This is a genomic window from Methanocorpusculum sp. (assembly GCF_030655665.1).
In the GTDB taxonomy this organism is placed as follows: Archaea; Halobacteriota; Methanomicrobia; order Methanomicrobiales; family Methanocorpusculaceae; genus Methanocorpusculum.
Genome location: NZ_JAUSPQ010000008.1, coordinates 68790 through 85539, shown reverse-complemented (window position 1 = coordinate 85539; position 16750 = coordinate 68790). Strand labels below are relative to the sequence as shown.

The following is a 16750-nucleotide window of genomic DNA, read 5'->3' as shown; positions in this document are numbered from 1 at the left end:
AGTTTTATTCCACTGCCCGGATGAGTTTGTCACCGTCTGTGATGATAGCTCCGGTAGAGATTGCTGCATCAATCCCCTTTTCCACCCGCACCTTGACCTGTGCAGTCAGTTTGAACCCGAGAACCAGAGCGGTCTGCCGGACAAGATCCTGCTTGGGTGTCGCAAATTGTTTGCCAAGAATGACCTCGGCCGCAAGACCGATCTCTGAAAGCGACACGTCGTCACAAGACCACTTAGCCGGTCGTTCGCGTGCCGCCAGCTCCATTTGGGGAACAGAGTAGAATCCCTCCTCATCCACGATCAGACGATCGGCATTCACCTCGTCATCCGCGAGCGAAGCGATCTTTTTCTTGATCGCCGGGGTCATCTTCGGGACACGGCCAAGCTCCTTTACCCGGGCATTCAGCTCGTTCAAAGAAACGGGTCCTTCGACGGAGATGATCTGGACGATCGCTGTCGCAAGTACAGAGTCAGACACGGAGGCAAACTGGTGATACTTGGAAAGATCACACTCAGTACAGAAAACATACGGCTCGACTTTCACCTTCGCATACTCCGGTGCCTTAACAACAGATGGTTTTGGTTTTTCCTCAGTCAAAGCCGGAGAGGCTGAAGTCTTCGCCTTCTTTACCGGCTTCTCCACTTTTTCAACAACAGACTCCACCGGTTTCTGCACATCTTCAAGGAAGTCCAGAAGGATCTTTGTGCAGGATGCCGGGTGCTGGAACCACTCAGAAGACCAGACACGAATGAGACGCCAGCCGAGTCCTTCAAGGACCTGGCTACGCAAACGGTCGCGATCCCGCGTCACTTCGGAGGACCAATAGTTTGGCCCGTCACAGAGGATACCTGCCATATACACCCCGGTATCCTTCGGGTCAAAGACCGCAAGATCGATCCTGAACCCGGCACATCCAAGGTTGCGGGACACCATGTATCCTTTATCCTCAAGCATTACTGCGATGGAATCCGGGAAGTATCCGGCTTCATCCAAAACCTCGATCGAAGGACAGCCTAACAGTGAAGAGCGGTCCTCCGCATAGGTGAGGAAACGGGACAATGCAGCAATACCGGATGAAGACTCGGCATCGATCTGCAGATCGGCGCCGCGGAAATTCGAAAACACCACACACCGTTCCCGTGCACGGGTGATCAGAACATTCAGCCGTCTCTCGCCTCCTGCCTGATTCAGCGGCCCGAAGTTCCGGGAAAGCCGGTGATTCTCATCAAACCCATACCCGATACTGATAAGCATCGTGTCGCGTTCATCACCCTGGACCGTTTCCAGATTCTTCACAAAGAAGTTTTCGCCGTTTGCCGGCCGCATCAGCATTTCGATCTCCGGATGATCACGGAGCAGAATATCCACTTCATGACGGATAACTTCCTGCTGACGGGTAGAGAAGGTGGCAACACCGAGTGTTTTATCCGGGAACTTCTGATAATACGCGATCACCGCCCGGGCAACTTCCTGAGCTTCGCCTTTGTTGACCCCGGACCTGCCGCGTTCGTAAATAGTATCCGGCAGATGCACAAAGGAAAGACCCAGATCCGGCGTCTCGTGCCGCGGTGAGGGGAAGACCATCAGACTCCCGTCATAAAACTCCTGATTGGATATTGCGATAAGCGATTCGTGCCTCGAACGGTAATGCCAGCGGAGCCTCTTTGTCGGATACGACTGTTTGCAGACATGCAGAAGGCTCTCCATATCCTTTACACCGGCAACCGACTCCTCCTCATCCTCATCCTGACCCGCGATCTGGTCAAAGAACGTCGTCGGCGGGAGCTGACGGGAGTCGCCCATCACCACAAGCTGGCGACCACGCATAAGGGCACCCAATGCATCCTCCGGTCTGACCTGACTAGCCTCATCAAAGATGATGATGTCAAACTGAACGGACCTGGGATCCAGATACTGGGCGACCGAAAGAGGACTCATCATGAAACAGGGTTTGATCTGCTGGATAAGTCCGCCAGCCTTTTTCATCAGGGTCCGAATCGACATGTGACCGCGTTTTCTGTTGAACTCGCCGGTCAAAACACCCATCTCCGAGTCACGGGAAGCGCCAGTGTATATCTCAGGAACGGACTTGTCCAGCTTCTGAATGATCCTCGCAGCATTTGCTGAGATCGCAGCCCGGTCGTACTCGGCAAATGTCTTGATCTTCTGTTCATGAGGCGCCTGAGCAAACCTCGCAAGAAGCGGACGGACGCGGTATGCCTCTTTCAAAAGAGCGTCCGCATAGCCGGTAAGAAATGCCGGGATAAGCGCCTCTGCCGAGATCTTGTCGATGAAAAGCAGAGGCAGCACGGCAGATGCCTTCGTGTTTTCACAGGTTTCCGCAAAGGTGAGGAACTTACTCCACTCGCTCAGCCGGTCGATCTCCGTGATCCAGATGTCGGTGATCTTCCGCATTGAAGCAAACGTCTGATCTGTTTCGAAATCGACCACCCCAAGACGAACAAAAAGCGCGTCCCGTTCCTCAGTTTGAGCGATAACCGTCTCCTCGAGAGCGGAAAACAGCGGCGACAGGAAAGCAGGCGTGATCTGCCCGGAACTAAGCAGTTCGATCGTGTGCGGAGTGATCAGCCCTTCCTGTGCCATTGTCAGGACTGCAAGTACCCAGTCGGCATATTTGCGAAGGGAGTCGGGGTGGGTGTATTCATCCTTCCAGACGGGAGCAAACAGGGATAGATATACTCCTTTGTCCTGCTCCCATTCATCCCGTGCGGTCAGATAATTGCGTGCATCCTTCAGATCCGAGAGGATCTTGGCGTCATCCGGCATGGAACCCACATAATACCCGGCAATATCCGCCTTGAGCTTCTTATACCCGCTGGAAAACATTTTCCCGAACGTTCCTTTCTCCCCAAAAGCAAGGAACTCCGAGTAGAGACGGGCGGGATTACGCAGGAAGATCTCCGGAGTAAAGTTTGCGAGGATCCGGGAACTGTGATCGTACAGATTCTGCATATTGGCAATCAGACGATTCAACTCAGCCTGATTTCCCCACAGGGGATTTTTCAGGATATCGATCGTCACCGAAAAATCCTTCAGCAGATATCGGCAGGTCTCGATCAGGCGGGAAACCTCGGTTTCACTTCTCGGAACCGGAACATCCGTCAGATCAGCGATTGCCCGCATAACTGTCTGGAGATCCTGGATCCTGCTCTGATAGGTGATCACCATCTCACGGATCTCATCCTGATCACTCGGCAGGATCATCCCGGGCCTGGTCATTGCCCACGGATGGCCGGATAAGGGGGTGCCGTCACAGAGAAGCGTTGGAAGATACGCAGCGATCTCCTGCAGAGCAGAAATGGCCGCCTTATACTCATCAGGCGTCATCCCAAGAGCATCTTCTACCGGGATCTTCTGGAGCCGGTAATTTTTCCGGTGAGGGCTGTTTTCGAACTCGTACCGGTACTGTTCGCGGATCCCGAACAGATCATACGGCGTGAATCCGCACGCACCGATCGGCATCTTCAGCTCACTGCAATACCCGCTCAACTCAGTTCTCAGTGAATCGATCTGACGGTGACACGACTCGAAACCGGACGATTCCGGCGAAGGCTGCCGGATACTCTTCTCCAGTTCGCGGATAAGTTCCGCCTTCTTCGCTTTCTGGCTGTGAAGTTCTAGACAATACGGAGAAAGACCTGCCGTATCCAACCTGCGTTTCACCACCTCAAGAGCCGCCATCTTTTCGCTGACAAAGAGAACGGTTTTGCCGTTCGCCATCATTTCAGCGATCATGTTCGCGATCGTCTGACTCTTTCCCGTTCCCGGAGGACCTTCGACCACGAGATTTTTCCCGGCCTTTGCCTCCTCGATCACGGCAATCTGAGAGGAATCGGCATCCATGATATTGAAACTGCGTTCGCTGGGAAGCCGGAGATCCGCCTCATTCTCCAGGAAGGTCGGTGCAGGATTTTTCTCAACTTCAGGATGAAACAACCGTTTGATCAGCGGGTTCTTCTCAAGAGGAGAGACCCCCTCCCAACTCGCCAGATCCAGATCCTTGAACATCACAAATTTACGGAAACTAAACAGATCCAGCGTGGTCCCAGGCGTAAAAACCCAGTCTTTCTCGGCGACCGTCTCGCGGATCAGGGCAAAGTAGGAGACGATCTCCTCAATCGTTTCCGGATGACCCATATCCGGCAGGATGACACCCTGTTCAGCAAGTTTTGCAATCAGCGATAAGGAAAGGGTAGGATCTTCACCGGTCCAGCGAAGCGTATAATTCTCTTTGATCTTCTGGCGTTCCAGATCCACCGGAATCAGAAGCAGCGGAGCCTTGAACGGTTTTGTAGGGTAGTCACGTTCGGTCCACTCAACGAATCCCAAAGCGAGATAGAGAACAGGATATCCCTGCTCTTCAAAGACCGTCCGGCTTTTGTTCTGGAGACTGTAGAGCTTTTTACGGAGCTCGATATCGGTATAGGGGGTATGAAGGATCAGCTCGGCATACTTTGACGTCTGGGTGAATGTCGGATACTTCCAGATGCGTTTGTCGTCAGCATCACTTCTGGCAGCTTTGCTTGACGGATAAAACTTCATCCCCTTTTCGTCAAGAACAAGGATCCGATAAATCTCCGCCGGATCACAGTCGATGACCTCAATAGATCTTCCGGGAGACGGTTTATAGTTCAGCAGATTGTTGCGGAGCGTCAGATCAAGTAACCTGCTGCGTAGTTCTTCCAGTTCCAAGATGCCCTGTTCCATGTGCATATCCTATAGATGTACCTATATTGGCGGGGATACTCTTAGTAGTTGCGTGATTATTTCTCGTCAGGCAGCGGTGCGGGTGAACACATCGAAGTTGTAACTGCCGATCTTACCCGCACGGGTGAAGAAGTAGGCGATCCATCCGGGATCCTCCCCAGTGCCCGTATTGTCGATCCAGTAGTTCAGCCGGATCGTCTCTTTGGTGTACCCTTCCAAGGAATCGTAACTTTCATCATCGTGAGTAATGATGATGTCATAGTCCCCGATCAGGAGCGTCGAAGCGTCCTTCAGTCCTCCGTAATACGTGAACCTGTCCCAGGCATCCCCGCGGTAATACCACATGAATGGCCAGGCCTGATCCGTCGCAAGAGCAACCTTGTCGGAGGCATCGATCGCGGCCATCAGGGGGACAAGATCTTCTGAGTTCTGGACCTGGATGATCGGCTCGGCAATATCCGCCGGAGTGTATGCCACATAACAGGTCGTGGCAAAGAGGAGCACAGCACATATCACAAGAACGGTCTTCCAGTATTTTCCCGTAAAGGTGATACCAAATGCCGCGACGAAGATCATCGGCACCAGCTGATGGAGAGAGAGCCAGGGCACTTTTTCACCAATGTAGGCATAAGTCAGGCAGGCGATGATCGTCCAGTAGACCGCAAACCGTATGAACTCTCTCTTTCTGTCGATGGACGCAGGAGCTGCCGGACGGCGGAACAAAGCCGCAAAGGAGAACTTCTTTTTTGGTTCTTTGTGTTCTTGTTCCTCCTGTTCATCTTCTTTGTCAGAAGACCGCTTCTTTCCGGTCCTAAGGAACTGAATAACACCAGAAATGGTAAAAATAAGGATCGGCAGTTCATACAGGACGAACATCAGGAGATAGAATACCGGTGGCCCGGCGATCCGCTGTTCGTTGTGCATCGCGATCCAGTGTTCTATAGCAAGGGGACCTGCCTGCAGGATCATTTCAGGATGGGTCCAGAATGAAGAATACAGTGTGCAGATGATCCCGAAGAAGATGACCGCCGCGATGATGAGATCGCGGATCCATTTTTCCGGAAGGGTGATCTTCCGGGTCCAGAGAAGATAGACGAAGAATACGCCGAAGGTAACAAGGATCAGCGGCATATTCTCCTTGGAACACATGCCAAGAGCCCCTGCCGTAGCCGCCAATGCCAGATAATACCATTTGCCCTTATCGAGCCATGCGAGGAAAGCAACGACCAGAAGAAGAGAGAAGAAAACTACGAAGATATCATTGCGCAAAAACCGGGAGAAGTAGACCAGTTCCGGAGCTATCGCAAGGAATAGTGCAGCGATCACGGCAATTTTGCCGGTCAGATACCGAAGTCGATATAACCAATAGACGAGAGGGATAAGCGCACAGCCGGCAATCGCCGGAAGGATCCTGCCGACAAGATCGGAATCCCCGAATATGGCGAACATGGATGCCGTGATATAGTATAAGAAGGGTCCGTGATACACTGGGTCATACAGATAATTACCGGTAGTCAGAAGCTGATATGAGAACCAGGCATGGATCGCCTCATCGTGATGGAAGAGTTTGAGATCCAGGAAAGCGAATCTGAGAATGATCGCGAGAATCAGGATCGCAAAGATCACGTGTTCAACACGGATATGACTTTTGATATTTTGTATGAACGGATGCATGGATGCGTAAAGTATGTTTGTCAGGATAGGATATGAATATCTTCATCCGAAGAAGCATCTTTTGACAAAACGTGATCCAGTTTGATATCCATAAGGCAGTAAGTACGAGCAGATAGTCCTGACCTTGCGGTACGATAATGCCCCCTACAACTCTCTTTAGGATAATGATCCCCTTCATTGAAGATTGAAACGGCAGAAACCCCTGAAGATACGGGATTTGAGATATTTAAAAAAACAGAAAAATATATGTAAAGAAAAACGGAGGGGATTTCCGTTTAGTTCTCGAGAACGATCTCGATGCTGATATCTTTTGGAACCTGAATGCGCATAAGCTGTCTGAGTGCACGCTCATCGGCATCAAGGTCGATGAGTCGTTTGTGCACTCGCATCTGCCAGCGATCCCAGGTTGCCGTTCCTTCTCCATCGGGGGACTTCCGAACCGGGACAATAAGTCTCTTGGTCGGCAGCGGGATAGGTCCAGCCATATTTACACCGGTACGTTCTGCAATCTCACGGATACGGGTACATACCGTTTCCACTTTCTCATAATCAGTCCCTGTCAGGCGTATTCTGGCTTTTTGCATTTTCTAAGTCACCACAAAAAATTCGAGTGAGAGATAAAATTATCTCATCTGCTTTGGTTTAACGCTAAGAACAAGTCCTGCTGCAACGGTCATACCCATATCACGGACAGCGAATCTGCCGAGCTGCGGGAGTTCCTTTGCAGTCTCGATAACGAGAGGGCGAGTCGGAGTGATAGTACAAATTGCTGCATCGCCTGCCTTAAGGAATGCCGGGTTCTCTTCTTTGACCTGTCCGGAACGGGGGTCCAGCTTTTTGTCAAGGGAGGTGAACATACATGCAGTCTGTGAGGTGTGGCAGTGGAACACCGGAGTGTATCCAACTGAGAGGACGGACGGGTGCTGAAGAACAACGACCTGTGCGGTGAATTCTTCTGCTACGGTCGGCGGAACATCGGCCGGACCGCAGACATCTCCACGGCGGACATCGTTCTTTGCGATACCACGAACGTTGAATCCAACGTTGTCTCCCGGAAGTGCTTCTGGGAATTCTTCGTGGTGCATCTCAATGGACTTGACTTCGCCGAAAACGTTTGCCGGCATGAAGGAGATTTTCTGTCCTTTCTTGAGGATACCGGTCTCAACACGACCTACTGGGACGGTTCCGACACCGGAAATAGTGTAGACATCCTGGATCGGGAGTCTGAGCGGTTTGTCGGTTGGCATCTCTGGCATTGTGAACAGATCGAGTGCTGCAAGGAGTGTTGGACCCTTGTACCACGGGGTGTTTGCGGATGCGACCTTGATGTTGTCACCGACAAATGCACTGATCGGGATGAAGGGGGTGTTTGCCGGTTTGTATCCAACAGACATGATGAGTTTGGTCATCTTGTCTTTTGCTTCGTTGTACTTCTCTTCGGAGTACTGAACTGCATCCATCTTGTTGATGGCAACGATGATCTGATTGATACCAAGAGTCTTGGACAGGAAAACGTGTTCTTTGGTCTGTTCCATCGGACCTTCAGTTCCTGATACGACAATGATTGCTGCATCAGCCTGGGATGCACCGGTGATCATGTTCTTAACGAAGTCACGGTGACCTGGACAGTCAACAACGGTAAAATTGAATTTCGGGGTTTCGAATTTCTTATGAGCGATATCGATGGTAATACCACGTTCGCGTTCTTCCTTGAGGGAGTCCATTACCCAGGCGAACTCGAAAGTAGCCTTTCCTTTGGATTCTGCTTCTTTCTTGTATCCATCAAGAACGTGCTGTGCTACAACGCCGGTCTCAAAGAGAATCCGGCCAACGGTTGTTGACTTACCGTGATCAATGTGACCGATAACGGCAAGATTCATGTGGGGCTTTACTGCTGCCATGATAATTTATCTCCACTTTGACTCATTGATAGGGACACAAAAGATTGCAATCCAAATCAACACGAGTGTAAACAGATTGGTCTTACAACCATATAAAATAATTCCTCATGCAAACGAACAGAACCGGCAGACTAATAGGAAAATAATTCCGTATTCTCTGTAATGAAATCATTACCTCTTGATAGAAAACCGAGCGGTAAATCGACCGTGATGTGCGGGGACAAGGAAGTTTCCGTGCACAGTACCTGTGTTTTTTGTGCAAGCTGCGCAGGGATACGGGTAAACCGGAGAGTTACACCGAATCCATATGCCCAGGCGATGCGCGGGTCGAAGGGGGGATTTTCCCTAGATGAACAGCTGATGGATGGGATGGTCCTTTTCAACACCGTGATCGAAGACAAGAACGCCACAGATATTGAGTGTTCGGATGACGCAGGATCCGGATACCAGCCGATCTCACGCAGACGTTAGTATAATTGCGACGACCAGAAGAACGGTCATCCGGGTGAGTTCATTGCCCGCTCCGGTCACATCCCCGTTTACGCCGCCGAAGAGCTTTCGCGCGAGGAGGAGGAGACATGCGAACGTGACAAGAGCCGCGATGAGCCCAACCCCTACATACATTTTTCCCGGCAGTAAGAAGAGCGGCAGGGTAAGGAGGATAGTATAGATGCAAAACCGCCTTTTTGAACGATCGTAGATATATTTCTGGATCCCGTCATGGAATGGTTTTCCCAGAGCGGAGAATAATCCCATGGTCATTTTCCCAAATACTTCTGCTATGAATACAGCAAACGTGATCTGCAAAACGGTCATGGATGAGAGTGCCGCATAGGAGATAAGAACGACCATAATTCCAAGGGCGAGTGCCCCGGCGCCGGTCGTCCGGTCGGTCATGGCACGGATCCGTTTTTCCCGGCTGCCGTGTGCCATGAGTCCGTCACCGAAATCCAGAAGGCCGTCGAAGTGGTTGCCGCCGGAAATGAAGACTGCTAAAGCAAGGGTGAGAGCGGCGATTATTGAAGAGTTTTCAAATCCGAGATACCAGGCGACGAGAGCAGGTATCGCGGCGATAAAGCCAGTTACGTATCCGGCTATTGGATAAAGCCAGCTTCGCTTTGCAAATAATTCAAAGTCCGCCGGTTTTCCTAAAGGAAGGATAGTGGTGAACTGTAAGAGTGCGCGAAGTGACTGCATTTATATTATATCTTGTCAGTTCTAAATGATATAATATCATGTCATTTGTTTCAACGAGAGCGGATTTCCCTGCTGAGTCTCCGATGTTCGCCCTGATCCTGTCAAACTCCCTGGTCTCCACAATAGAAGGGGTATCCGGAGCAGGGGAAAGCCCGGCAAAAAGTCTGATGGTCCCGCCGTTAGACGCAGAACTCATCATTAACGGGGAAATAACGTCCGTTGACATGACACCAAATACGCCGACCGGTTGTCCAACTCCGGCAGTTATGACCCTCGCGATGATGGATCTGATCGGCATGAAACCCCTCATGATCGCGGCAGGCCTGGATCATGAGGTCACCGTCCCTCATATGCAGTTCGGAGAAAAAGCCGGAGGCGACCCGCGGAACGGACAGGCGGTCCCGAACGCGAAAGGACTCTTTGAAAAAGGCAGATGGCTCGGCGAATATCTCTCCCAAACTCACGATCTCCTCGTTCTTGGTGAATGTCTACCGGGTGGGACAACGACCGCACTCTGCGTTCTTCGCGCCCTCGGATATCAGGCAAAAGTCAGCAGTTGTCTCGTGGACAACCCTGTCTGTATCAAAGAGAGAATCGCGTCCGAAGCAGTGGAAAAGGTACATAAAGCCGGCGTGACCGATCCGCTCGGGATCGTTTCCATGATCGGAGACCCGATGATCCCGGTCGCCGCAGGGATCGCTGAAGGGTACCGGGGAAAACTGTTCCTCGCAGGAGGTACACAGATGCTTGCAGCGGCGGCAGTGATAAGGGCACTTGGAAACACCGTTCCCGATATCGTGACGACGATCTATGTCTACAATGACAAGACGGCCTCATTCAAAGAAACGGCCGCCGCAGTCGGAGCAGATGCCTATTATGTGGACCCCGAGTTCGACTCGATCGGTCATGCAGGTCTTGCCCGGTATGCTGAAGGGGAGATCAAAGAAGGATCAGGCGCCGGAGGAGCGATGTTTCTTGCAAGCATTCTCGGGTTCGCTCCCGAGGATATTAAAAACTCGATTCGCGAACAAGTGATCAGATACACCTAAATGGAGTTGGAGAACCAGATTCGGAAGGCGGAGTTCACCTGCAGACTTTGCGGTGAATGCTGCAGCGGAAAAAATAACGAGGTGATGGTCTCGCCCGACGAGATCGATCTGCTCTGTGAAACGACCGATCTTACCCCGGATCAGATCACTGAGCCGTATCCGGAATGGATCCATGACGGCGAGGCGACCTTCACCTTCGGCAGGGTTTTACGGCGGGGAGAGGATGGAAACTGTATGTTTCTTGAAAACAACCGATGCACCGTTTACGCACACAGACCGAATATCTGCCGAACATACCCCTTCATGCTTGACGGCAAAGAACTTCTCGTCTTTGAATGCTGCGGGTGTAAAACCGGCGAGCCTACACCGGATACTGAGCAGATAGCAAAGGACCTCCTCAACCGGCTGAGTGCAGAGGATAAGGAGTTTCTTTTAACAAAAGAGCAGTACCAAAAGCATAGTATGGTTTTGGGGTCAACAATCATCTTCGACAGCAGGGGAGCTCATCTGCACAAACAACAATGACGGAAATACACATCGTTGGAACAGCCCATGTTTCACAGAAAAGCATCGACGAAGTTCGTGAGAAAGTGGATGCCGTAGATCCTGATGTAATAGCCATCGAACTGGATCCGGGGCGTTTTGCCGCATTAAAACAGCAGATGAGAGAGGCAAAGGATCTGGAACTCGGGATCCTGCCGACTGACGAGGCAAAACCGGTCGCGCCCGAGGTGAAGAATCTCTTAAAAGGGAACTTTACTCTGATGCTTGTTCAGTGGATCCTCGCATATGTTCAGCGAAAGATCGGTATGAACGTCGGTGTCGAGCCGGGAGCTGAGATGAAAGAGGCGATCAAAATCGCCGAAGAGAGAAATATCATGGTACTTCTCATCGATCGGAACATCAACACGACGCTCGCCCGGTTCTGGGGAAACATGAAATTCCTCGAGAAGATAAAACTCGTCTGGATCCTGATCAGTTCTATGGTCGGAACGGATGATGAGACCGAAGGTATCGATACCAACATGGTCGAATCTCTGACAAATCCTGACATGATCGAACTTGCTCTGACCGAGTTCCAGAAGTTTTCACCGACCGGTGCAAATGCATTGATCACTGAAAGGGATGCATACCTGACGCACGGGATCATCAATCTGGAGCACAGTTCCTTCGAACGTGCAGTGGTCGTGGTGGGTGCCGGGCACCTCCCGGGGATCACCAGGTTCCGGGAGAATCCCAAAACACTGCCGACCATGAAAAGCCTCAACGAACTGCCGAAGAAGTATCCTTGGGGAAAGATCCTCGGTAGTGTGTTCATCGCCATGTTCGCGGTGATAATTCTCGCGATCGCATTTTCTGGTGCGACGGATCTTCTTATCTGGGCGATCATCTACTGGGTTGTGCTGAACGGAGTGTTCGCCGGAGTAGCGACATTACTCGTGAGAGGTCACCCGCTTTCCGCGGCTACCGCGGCGGGTCTCGCATGGATGACTTCCCTGAACCCCTTCCTAGCATGCGGATGGTTTGCGGCGATCGTGGAGGCCAAGATGCGGCCGCCAAGCGCAGGGGACTTTAAGGCGATCGCAAAGGCCGAAACGATTCACGACATGTTTTCGGTCCCGCTGTTTAAGATCCTCCTTGTCGCTGCTGCGGCAAATATCGGGAGTACGATTGCGACAATTGCCTTCTTTGTCTTCCTGACACCGCTCTTAGGAGTTGATCTTGATATGATGAAAGAGATATTGATAACCGGATTTACCAATCTCTGGGCATTTCTGACCGGCTGGATCTGATCATCTCTTACCCTCAACATATTATTTTTCCCACCAGATGTGGGCGGTCTTTGATGTTCCGGGAAGAACATAGCCATTTTCTGTTTTGCGAATACGTTCACCCAGATACCGATCCACAACCCCTTTTTGTTCATCGGTATTTGCCAGAAGACGGGTATAATAATCCTGATGCATTTCTTCAACTGACGTATATGCCTGACCGACACTCCTTGATTCAACAGTAAGGTTTGCATAGATGCCAAGTTGAAACAGAACATTCCAGAGTATGTCGGCGGTAGGTTCATAGTCGTAAGGTTCTCCGTGCAGAAGCGGCCAGAGGTCCTTGTTTCCCCGCGAAAGAGAGGGAGGAATAAGAAACCAGAAGAGATGGACCGCGGAGTTTGCACAGGCATCCATCTTTTTGATACAATCCCTGATGTTTTCCATCATCAGAGAGAGAGAAGCGATCACAACATCATGTCTCCCGATTTCCAGGAGAGAGGCTTCTTCCCAGGTCTTTTGGATGACCCGAATGGGAGGAGCGTTCGTGAGTGCCCGGTATGTCTCCATTCCCCGAATCATAGGACCTGACGGCTCCACGACTGTCACAGAACTGCCGGATAAAGCGAGCGGCACAGATAGTGTGCCGGGGCCGGCACCTATATCGAGAACCGAAGATCCCTGTGGGATTTTCATCGAGGCAAGTTGTTTCTCTACTCTTCCCCGGTCATCATTCTGCAGCCTTTTGACATATCTGTCAACATTGACCGGATTATCCCAGAAACTTCCGTTATCCTCGCCTGCGGTACGTTTCTGCTGAAATGCACGGGCCATCTGTTCATCCCACATCCGAATATAGTCCGGTTTATCGGAACACATATACTATAATACCGGGTTGAAAGTAATAAACATCGCGGACTTGAGAGAAAGACTATTTTACCTTTCACACATAAGGTTAATCATGAATACGAGAAATCCGGGTATTGCAAACTTCGGTGTAACAATCATCCAGTCGAGACACAGTGTCAGAAAGTTCAAAGACGTGGAAATACCGCCGGAGTTCATCAGAAAAGCCCTCGAATGTGCATCAAAGGCACCAACTGCACGGAATGTTCAACCATGGATTTTTGTTGTCGTGAAGAAGAAAGAGACACTCGCAAAGATCGCCGAGCTTGCTCCAAATGGAAAATTCATCGAAGGAGCCGCAGTTGGGTTCCTTGTCTTTGGTAAAGCTGACTGGCAGTATGTGATCGAAGACTGCTCGGCAGCAACCGAAAACCTGCTTCTCGCCCTCCATGCCTACGGATACGGCGGCTGCTGGATTGCCGGCGACAAGAAGGATTACGCAGAGGATGTGCGTAAACTGGTCAATGTCCCGGACGAGTTCAAACTTGTCTCGATAATTGCAGCCGGAGTGCCGGATGTCGGCGGCATTACTCTCGCAGAAAAGATGCCGCTGGAACAGCTGGTCTTCGAAGAAAAATACCAGTGATCTGTGGAGATATCCACACCCTTTTTTGAGATGAAGAAAACGCCGGATCATTTGCAGGACATATGCTGATTTTTCATCATCTTTTTCTCGGCCTGATTGCAGGGATCATCCTCGCAGTGCTTCTTTCGAATAAATGGGCAGTGCTCTACGGAGGGATAGGAGCGGTCCTGCCGGATCTTCTCGACAAACCGCTTGGACAGATTCTTCTCGTCGATACATTGAACTATGGAAGGATCTACGCCCACACTTTGATCTTAGCGGTGATCCTGATCATTTTTGGACTCGCTATATGGTATCAGAACCGAAAACGGATCCTTCTTCTCTGTATAGGAGCAGGTATTCTTATCCATCAGCTCGGTGATGCCATGTGGGAAACACCCGTGACCTGGTTCTGGCCGTTTCTCGGACCTTTCCCTCCTTCATCCGAGATCTACCCCCCGATACCTGAGGGATATCTGCCGTATCTATATCTGGCATCATGGATACTGGCAGTGATCGCGGGAGCAGCGGTGATAGCCGTGTTGTACCGTCATCTGGGTCAGTATCTCACAGAAGGGACCAGAGGTAAGCGGATTCTCACTGGAACAGGCATGATACTGGCGGGAACAGGGACAATGCTTCTCGTAAAATATCTCATCTGGAATCTGTTTCTCACCGGCCCCTGGACGAATTATTTTGGAACCATGTATCTTCATGAACTGTTGTCAATATCAGAGTGGGTATACGGTCTCGCCTCCCTCATACTAGTTCTGCTGATTCTGGATTATCCAGTACGTTTTTCTGAAACGACAAAAAAACACATCATCAAAATCTGCGGAGCAGGTGTGGTGATCATCTCCCTTTGTATTGCTCTCCTCATCAGCCTCGGGATACCGGTTGATGCAGTATATGGTGAGATGATCTGGAGGATCTTGGCAGTTTCAGGGCTGTTTTGTGGAGGGATCGTTCTTCTATTTCTCGGAAACAAGCTCTCTTCCCTGCCCGATGAGGGGGTCTACCCCAAAAGATGAGATGTATTTCTTTGCCGCAATGATGCAATAATCGGAGCATCATATCGGCACCCAAATGGCATAAATTTTCCCGTAAAATTGAGGTAAACTATTATGTGTTAACCATACCTATTGTATATTATGATAGCGTATGAATGATTTTCTCCTAAACTGGATAAGTTCCATGGGTATGCTCGCCCTAGTTTGGGGATTTTGCGCAGCCATGGTGGATCTAACCCTGACACGAAGATATCCCCATCTGCACACTGCATTACTCTGGACAGGAGGATTTCTGACACTTGTTGTTCTAACCTCTTTAGTTGATGTAATCTACGAGGCGCTTGTTTTCCTCATACCAAGCGGATATGATTTCATTTCTTTTATTGCAGACAGCCTGTTTGTAGCAGTGGTCGGCATCTGGTTTATTTTTGTGTCATGGCGGATATACCGCGGAACCATATCTTCCAAAATCTTCATAGCATCGTTTATTCTTTTTATCGGTCTGAGCAGCTCTGATCTGTCGTTTAGTATCGTGCATATGATCTTTCCCTGGGATCTCTATCAACTGAAGTTTGCAACTTGCGTTCTGATTTTGATAATTCTGACGATCGGTCTGATCCTGACGAATCGTTTCCTGATCAAAACAATGCAGGAAACAAACAGAGACCTGCGTGGGGATTTTCGAAATGTCCTGTTCATCCCCCTCGCGATCTATCTGACCTATGCAGTCATCTGCTGCCTGTGGAATAGTCAGGAAGGGAACATATTTTTCATTCCGGAAATAACAACCAAAATCATTTTCATCATCATGGTTATTCTGCTCAATATGCAAGTATTATACGGGATAAAAAAGGCCATCAAACAGATCCATATCGATGAAGAGATGCTCCTTGCACATGATCTGCAGTCGAGCATTCTCCCATCACCCGCACGATTTGAAAACATACCGGGAGCAGAAATATTTGCATCGATCTCTGAATCAGATGGAGTGGGTGGAGATTTCTATGATATTATCCGGATCGGGGACTATCATCTTGCCTTTGTCATTGCCGATGTATCAGGCAAAGGCATTTCTGCAGCACTCATGATGATGCGTGTCAAAACCATGATCAAGATGTCAGTGCGGGCATTATTTACCCAACCCGGCAGGATGCTCACCATAGTTAACCAGGAAATTATGGAAAACAATGACACCTGCAGGTTCGTCACGATCTTTCTCGGGCTGCTTAACCTCAAAACCGGCCGATTCACCTATTCATGTGCCGGACACAATCCCCCAATACTCTGCACAGGTGGAACATGTGACTCGCTTGTCTGTGAAAAAGCACCAGGACTTGGAATTATGGACCACGAATACATAGATCATCGAACAGTTCTGAAGAGAACTGATACGCTGTTTATGTACACTGACGGAGTAACGGATGCACAGAACAAAAATGGCGAAATGTACGGAATGGACCGGCTCCTTTCGATCGTGCAGAGATCAGAAGATCCGCAAAATATGATCAATTCGGTAACTGAAGATATAAACGTCTTTGCCGGAGGAAGCATACAAGCAGACGATATGACGATGCTCGCGGTCAGATACACTGGAGAATAACAAAAAAAGGAATTAAACCCAAAACACAGCTTTTCTTACTTACTCTTTTGCCAGAAGATCATCGAACCCCGAAATCTCAAAGACTTCACGGACCAGACCGTGAGCATTGATTATCACTAATGTCCCGGCAGGACCAAGCTGCTTTTTCAGGGTCAGAATGATCGAAAGACCCACACTGGACATGTAGGTAAGTTTTGCAAAATTGAGCGTAATTGCGGAGATCCCATCAAGGGACGACTCGGCACACCTTCGAAACTCAGGAGCGCTTCGAGTATCGAGTTTACCATCCAGCTCAAGGATTAGTTTGGATTCTTTAACAGTTTTTGTGATTTTCATAGATTTCGTTC

14 protein-coding genes are annotated in these 16750 nt (G+C 50.0%); 7 read left to right on the top strand and 7 right to left on the bottom strand.

The features are described from left to right. Window positions 1-4 precede the first annotated feature (4 nt). The 4 genes from Q7J08_RS06530 to tuf form a co-directional block, all read right to left on the bottom strand. Window positions 5-4729 carry a DUF3320 domain-containing protein gene (locus Q7J08_RS06530; RefSeq protein ID WP_304910888.1) on the bottom strand — a complete coding sequence of 1575 codons (4725 nt, stop codon included), beginning with the start codon at window positions 4727-4729 and terminating at the stop codon, window positions 5-7. Between the two features lie 66 nt (window positions 4730-4795). Then, window positions 4796-6403 (bottom strand): flippase activity-associated protein Agl23, encoded by a 1608-nt coding sequence (locus Q7J08_RS06525; RefSeq protein ID WP_304910887.1) that lies wholly within the window; start codon window positions 6401-6403, stop codon window positions 4796-4798. 275 nt (window positions 6404-6678) lie between these two features. Further along, window positions 6679-6987 (bottom strand): 30S ribosomal protein S10, encoded by a 309-nt coding sequence (gene rpsJ, locus Q7J08_RS06520; protein WP_042698389.1) that lies wholly within the window; start codon window positions 6985-6987, stop codon window positions 6679-6681. A 39-nt stretch (window positions 6988-7026) separates the two neighbouring features. Then, a complete protein-coding gene (gene tuf, locus Q7J08_RS06515; protein ID WP_304910886.1) occupies window positions 7027-8304 on the bottom strand; it encodes a translation elongation factor EF-1 subunit alpha in 1278 nt (425 codons plus the stop codon). A gap of 162 nt (window positions 8305-8466) precedes the next feature. Between tuf and Q7J08_RS06510 the strand changes: the two genes are divergently transcribed. Beyond that, on the top strand, window positions 8467-8775 hold the full coding sequence (locus tag Q7J08_RS06510) for a hypothetical protein (protein ID WP_304910885.1): 309 nt from the start codon (window positions 8467-8469) through the stop codon (window positions 8773-8775). Here Q7J08_RS06510 and cobS read toward each other — a convergent pair. Then, window positions 8761-9501 (bottom strand): adenosylcobinamide-GDP ribazoletransferase, encoded by a 741-nt coding sequence (cobS, locus tag Q7J08_RS06505; RefSeq protein WP_304910884.1) that lies wholly within the window; start codon window positions 9499-9501, stop codon window positions 8761-8763. The genes Q7J08_RS06510 and cobS overlap by 15 nt on opposite strands. A gap of 38 nt (window positions 9502-9539) precedes the next feature. On the opposite strand from cobS, the gene cobT reads away from it, so the two are divergent. From cobT to Q7J08_RS06490, 3 genes are read left to right on the top strand one after another with little or no spacing between them, the layout of a single operon-like run. Next, window positions 9540-10550, top strand: a complete 1011-nt coding sequence (gene cobT / locus Q7J08_RS06500) for a nicotinate mononucleotide-dependent phosphoribosyltransferase CobT (protein WP_304910883.1) — start codon at window positions 9540-9542, stop codon at window positions 10548-10550. Then, the gene (locus tag Q7J08_RS06495) at window positions 10551-11075 is read left to right on the top strand and encodes a YkgJ family cysteine cluster protein (RefSeq protein WP_304910882.1); all 525 of its coding nucleotides are present in this window, start codon (window positions 10551-10553) and stop codon (window positions 11073-11075) included. After that, a complete protein-coding gene (locus Q7J08_RS06490; protein WP_304910881.1) occupies window positions 11072-12343 on the top strand; it encodes a TraB/GumN family protein in 1272 nt (423 codons plus the stop codon). Before Q7J08_RS06495 ends, Q7J08_RS06490 begins: the two co-directional genes overlap by 4 nt. Before the next feature lie 21 nt (window positions 12344-12364). Here Q7J08_RS06490 and Q7J08_RS06485 read toward each other — a convergent pair whose 3' ends face one another. After that, a complete protein-coding gene (locus tag Q7J08_RS06485) occupies window positions 12365-13201 on the bottom strand; it encodes a bifunctional 2-polyprenyl-6-hydroxyphenol methylase/3-demethylubiquinol 3-O-methyltransferase UbiG (RefSeq protein ID WP_304910880.1) in 837 nt (278 codons plus the stop codon). Between the two features lie 82 nt (window positions 13202-13283). Between Q7J08_RS06485 and Q7J08_RS06480 the strand changes: the two genes are divergently transcribed. From Q7J08_RS06480 to Q7J08_RS06470, 3 genes are all read left to right on the top strand, one after another. Continuing rightward, complete coding sequence (locus tag Q7J08_RS06480) at window positions 13284-13814, top strand: nitroreductase family protein (protein WP_304910879.1); 531 nt, start codon at window positions 13284-13286, stop codon at window positions 13812-13814. Window positions 13815-13876: 62 nt separating this feature from the next. After that, a complete protein-coding gene (locus Q7J08_RS06475; RefSeq protein ID WP_304910878.1) occupies window positions 13877-14824 on the top strand; it encodes a metal-dependent hydrolase in 948 nt (315 codons plus the stop codon). Window positions 14825-14954: 130 nt separating this feature from the next. After that, the gene (locus Q7J08_RS06470; RefSeq protein ID WP_304910877.1) at window positions 14955-16403 is read left to right on the top strand and encodes a PP2C family protein-serine/threonine phosphatase; all 1449 of its coding nucleotides are present in this window, start codon (window positions 14955-14957) and stop codon (window positions 16401-16403) included. Between the two features lie 39 nt (window positions 16404-16442). Here Q7J08_RS06470 and Q7J08_RS06465 read toward each other — a convergent pair whose 3' ends face one another. Further along, entirely contained in the window at window positions 16443-16739 is a 297-nt protein-coding gene (locus Q7J08_RS06465; protein ID WP_304910876.1) for an STAS domain-containing protein, read from the bottom strand. Between the last annotated feature and the right edge of the window lie 11 nt (window positions 16740-16750).

Excerpts from the sequence above, each read along its gene's own strand:
- Q7J08_RS06480 (WP_304910879.1), top strand. The coding sequence starts at position 13,284 with ATGAATACGAGAAATCCGGGTATTGCAAACTTCGGTGTAACAATCATC.
- Q7J08_RS06490 (WP_304910881.1), top strand. The coding sequence starts at position 11,072 with ATGACGGAAATACACATCGTTGGAACAGCCCATGTTTCACAGAAAAGC.
- Q7J08_RS06470 (WP_304910877.1), top strand. The coding sequence starts at position 14,955 with ATGAATGATTTTCTCCTAAACTGGATAAGTTCCATGGGTATGCTCGCC.
- Q7J08_RS06485 (WP_304910880.1), bottom strand. The coding sequence starts at position 13,201 with ATGTGTTCCGATAAACCGGACTATATTCGGATGTGGGATGAACAGATG.
- Q7J08_RS06495 (WP_304910882.1), top strand. The coding sequence starts at position 10,551 with ATGGAGTTGGAGAACCAGATTCGGAAGGCGGAGTTCACCTGCAGACTT.
- cobS (WP_304910884.1), bottom strand. The coding sequence starts at position 9,501 with ATGCAGTCACTTCGCGCACTCTTACAGTTCACCACTATCCTTCCTTTA.
- Q7J08_RS06510 (WP_304910885.1), top strand. The coding sequence starts at position 8,467 with ATGAAATCATTACCTCTTGATAGAAAACCGAGCGGTAAATCGACCGTG.
- Q7J08_RS06525 (WP_304910887.1), bottom strand. The coding sequence starts at position 6,403 with ATGCATCCGTTCATACAAAATATCAAAAGTCATATCCGTGTTGAACAC.
- Q7J08_RS06475 (WP_304910878.1), top strand. The coding sequence starts at position 13,877 with ATGCTGATTTTTCATCATCTTTTTCTCGGCCTGATTGCAGGGATCATC.
- tuf (WP_304910886.1), bottom strand. The coding sequence starts at position 8,304 with ATGGCAGCAGTAAAGCCCCACATGAATCTTGCCGTTATCGGTCACATT.
- Q7J08_RS06530 (WP_304910888.1), bottom strand. The coding sequence starts at position 4,729 with ATGGAACAGGGCATCTTGGAACTGGAAGAACTACGCAGCAGGTTACTT.
- rpsJ (WP_042698389.1), bottom strand. The coding sequence starts at position 6,987 with ATGCAAAAAGCCAGAATACGCCTGACAGGGACTGATTATGAGAAAGTG.
- Q7J08_RS06465 (WP_304910876.1), bottom strand. The coding sequence starts at position 16,739 with ATGAAAATCACAAAAACTGTTAAAGAATCCAAACTAATCCTTGAGCTG.
- cobT (WP_304910883.1), top strand. The coding sequence starts at position 9,540 with ATGTCATTTGTTTCAACGAGAGCGGATTTCCCTGCTGAGTCTCCGATG.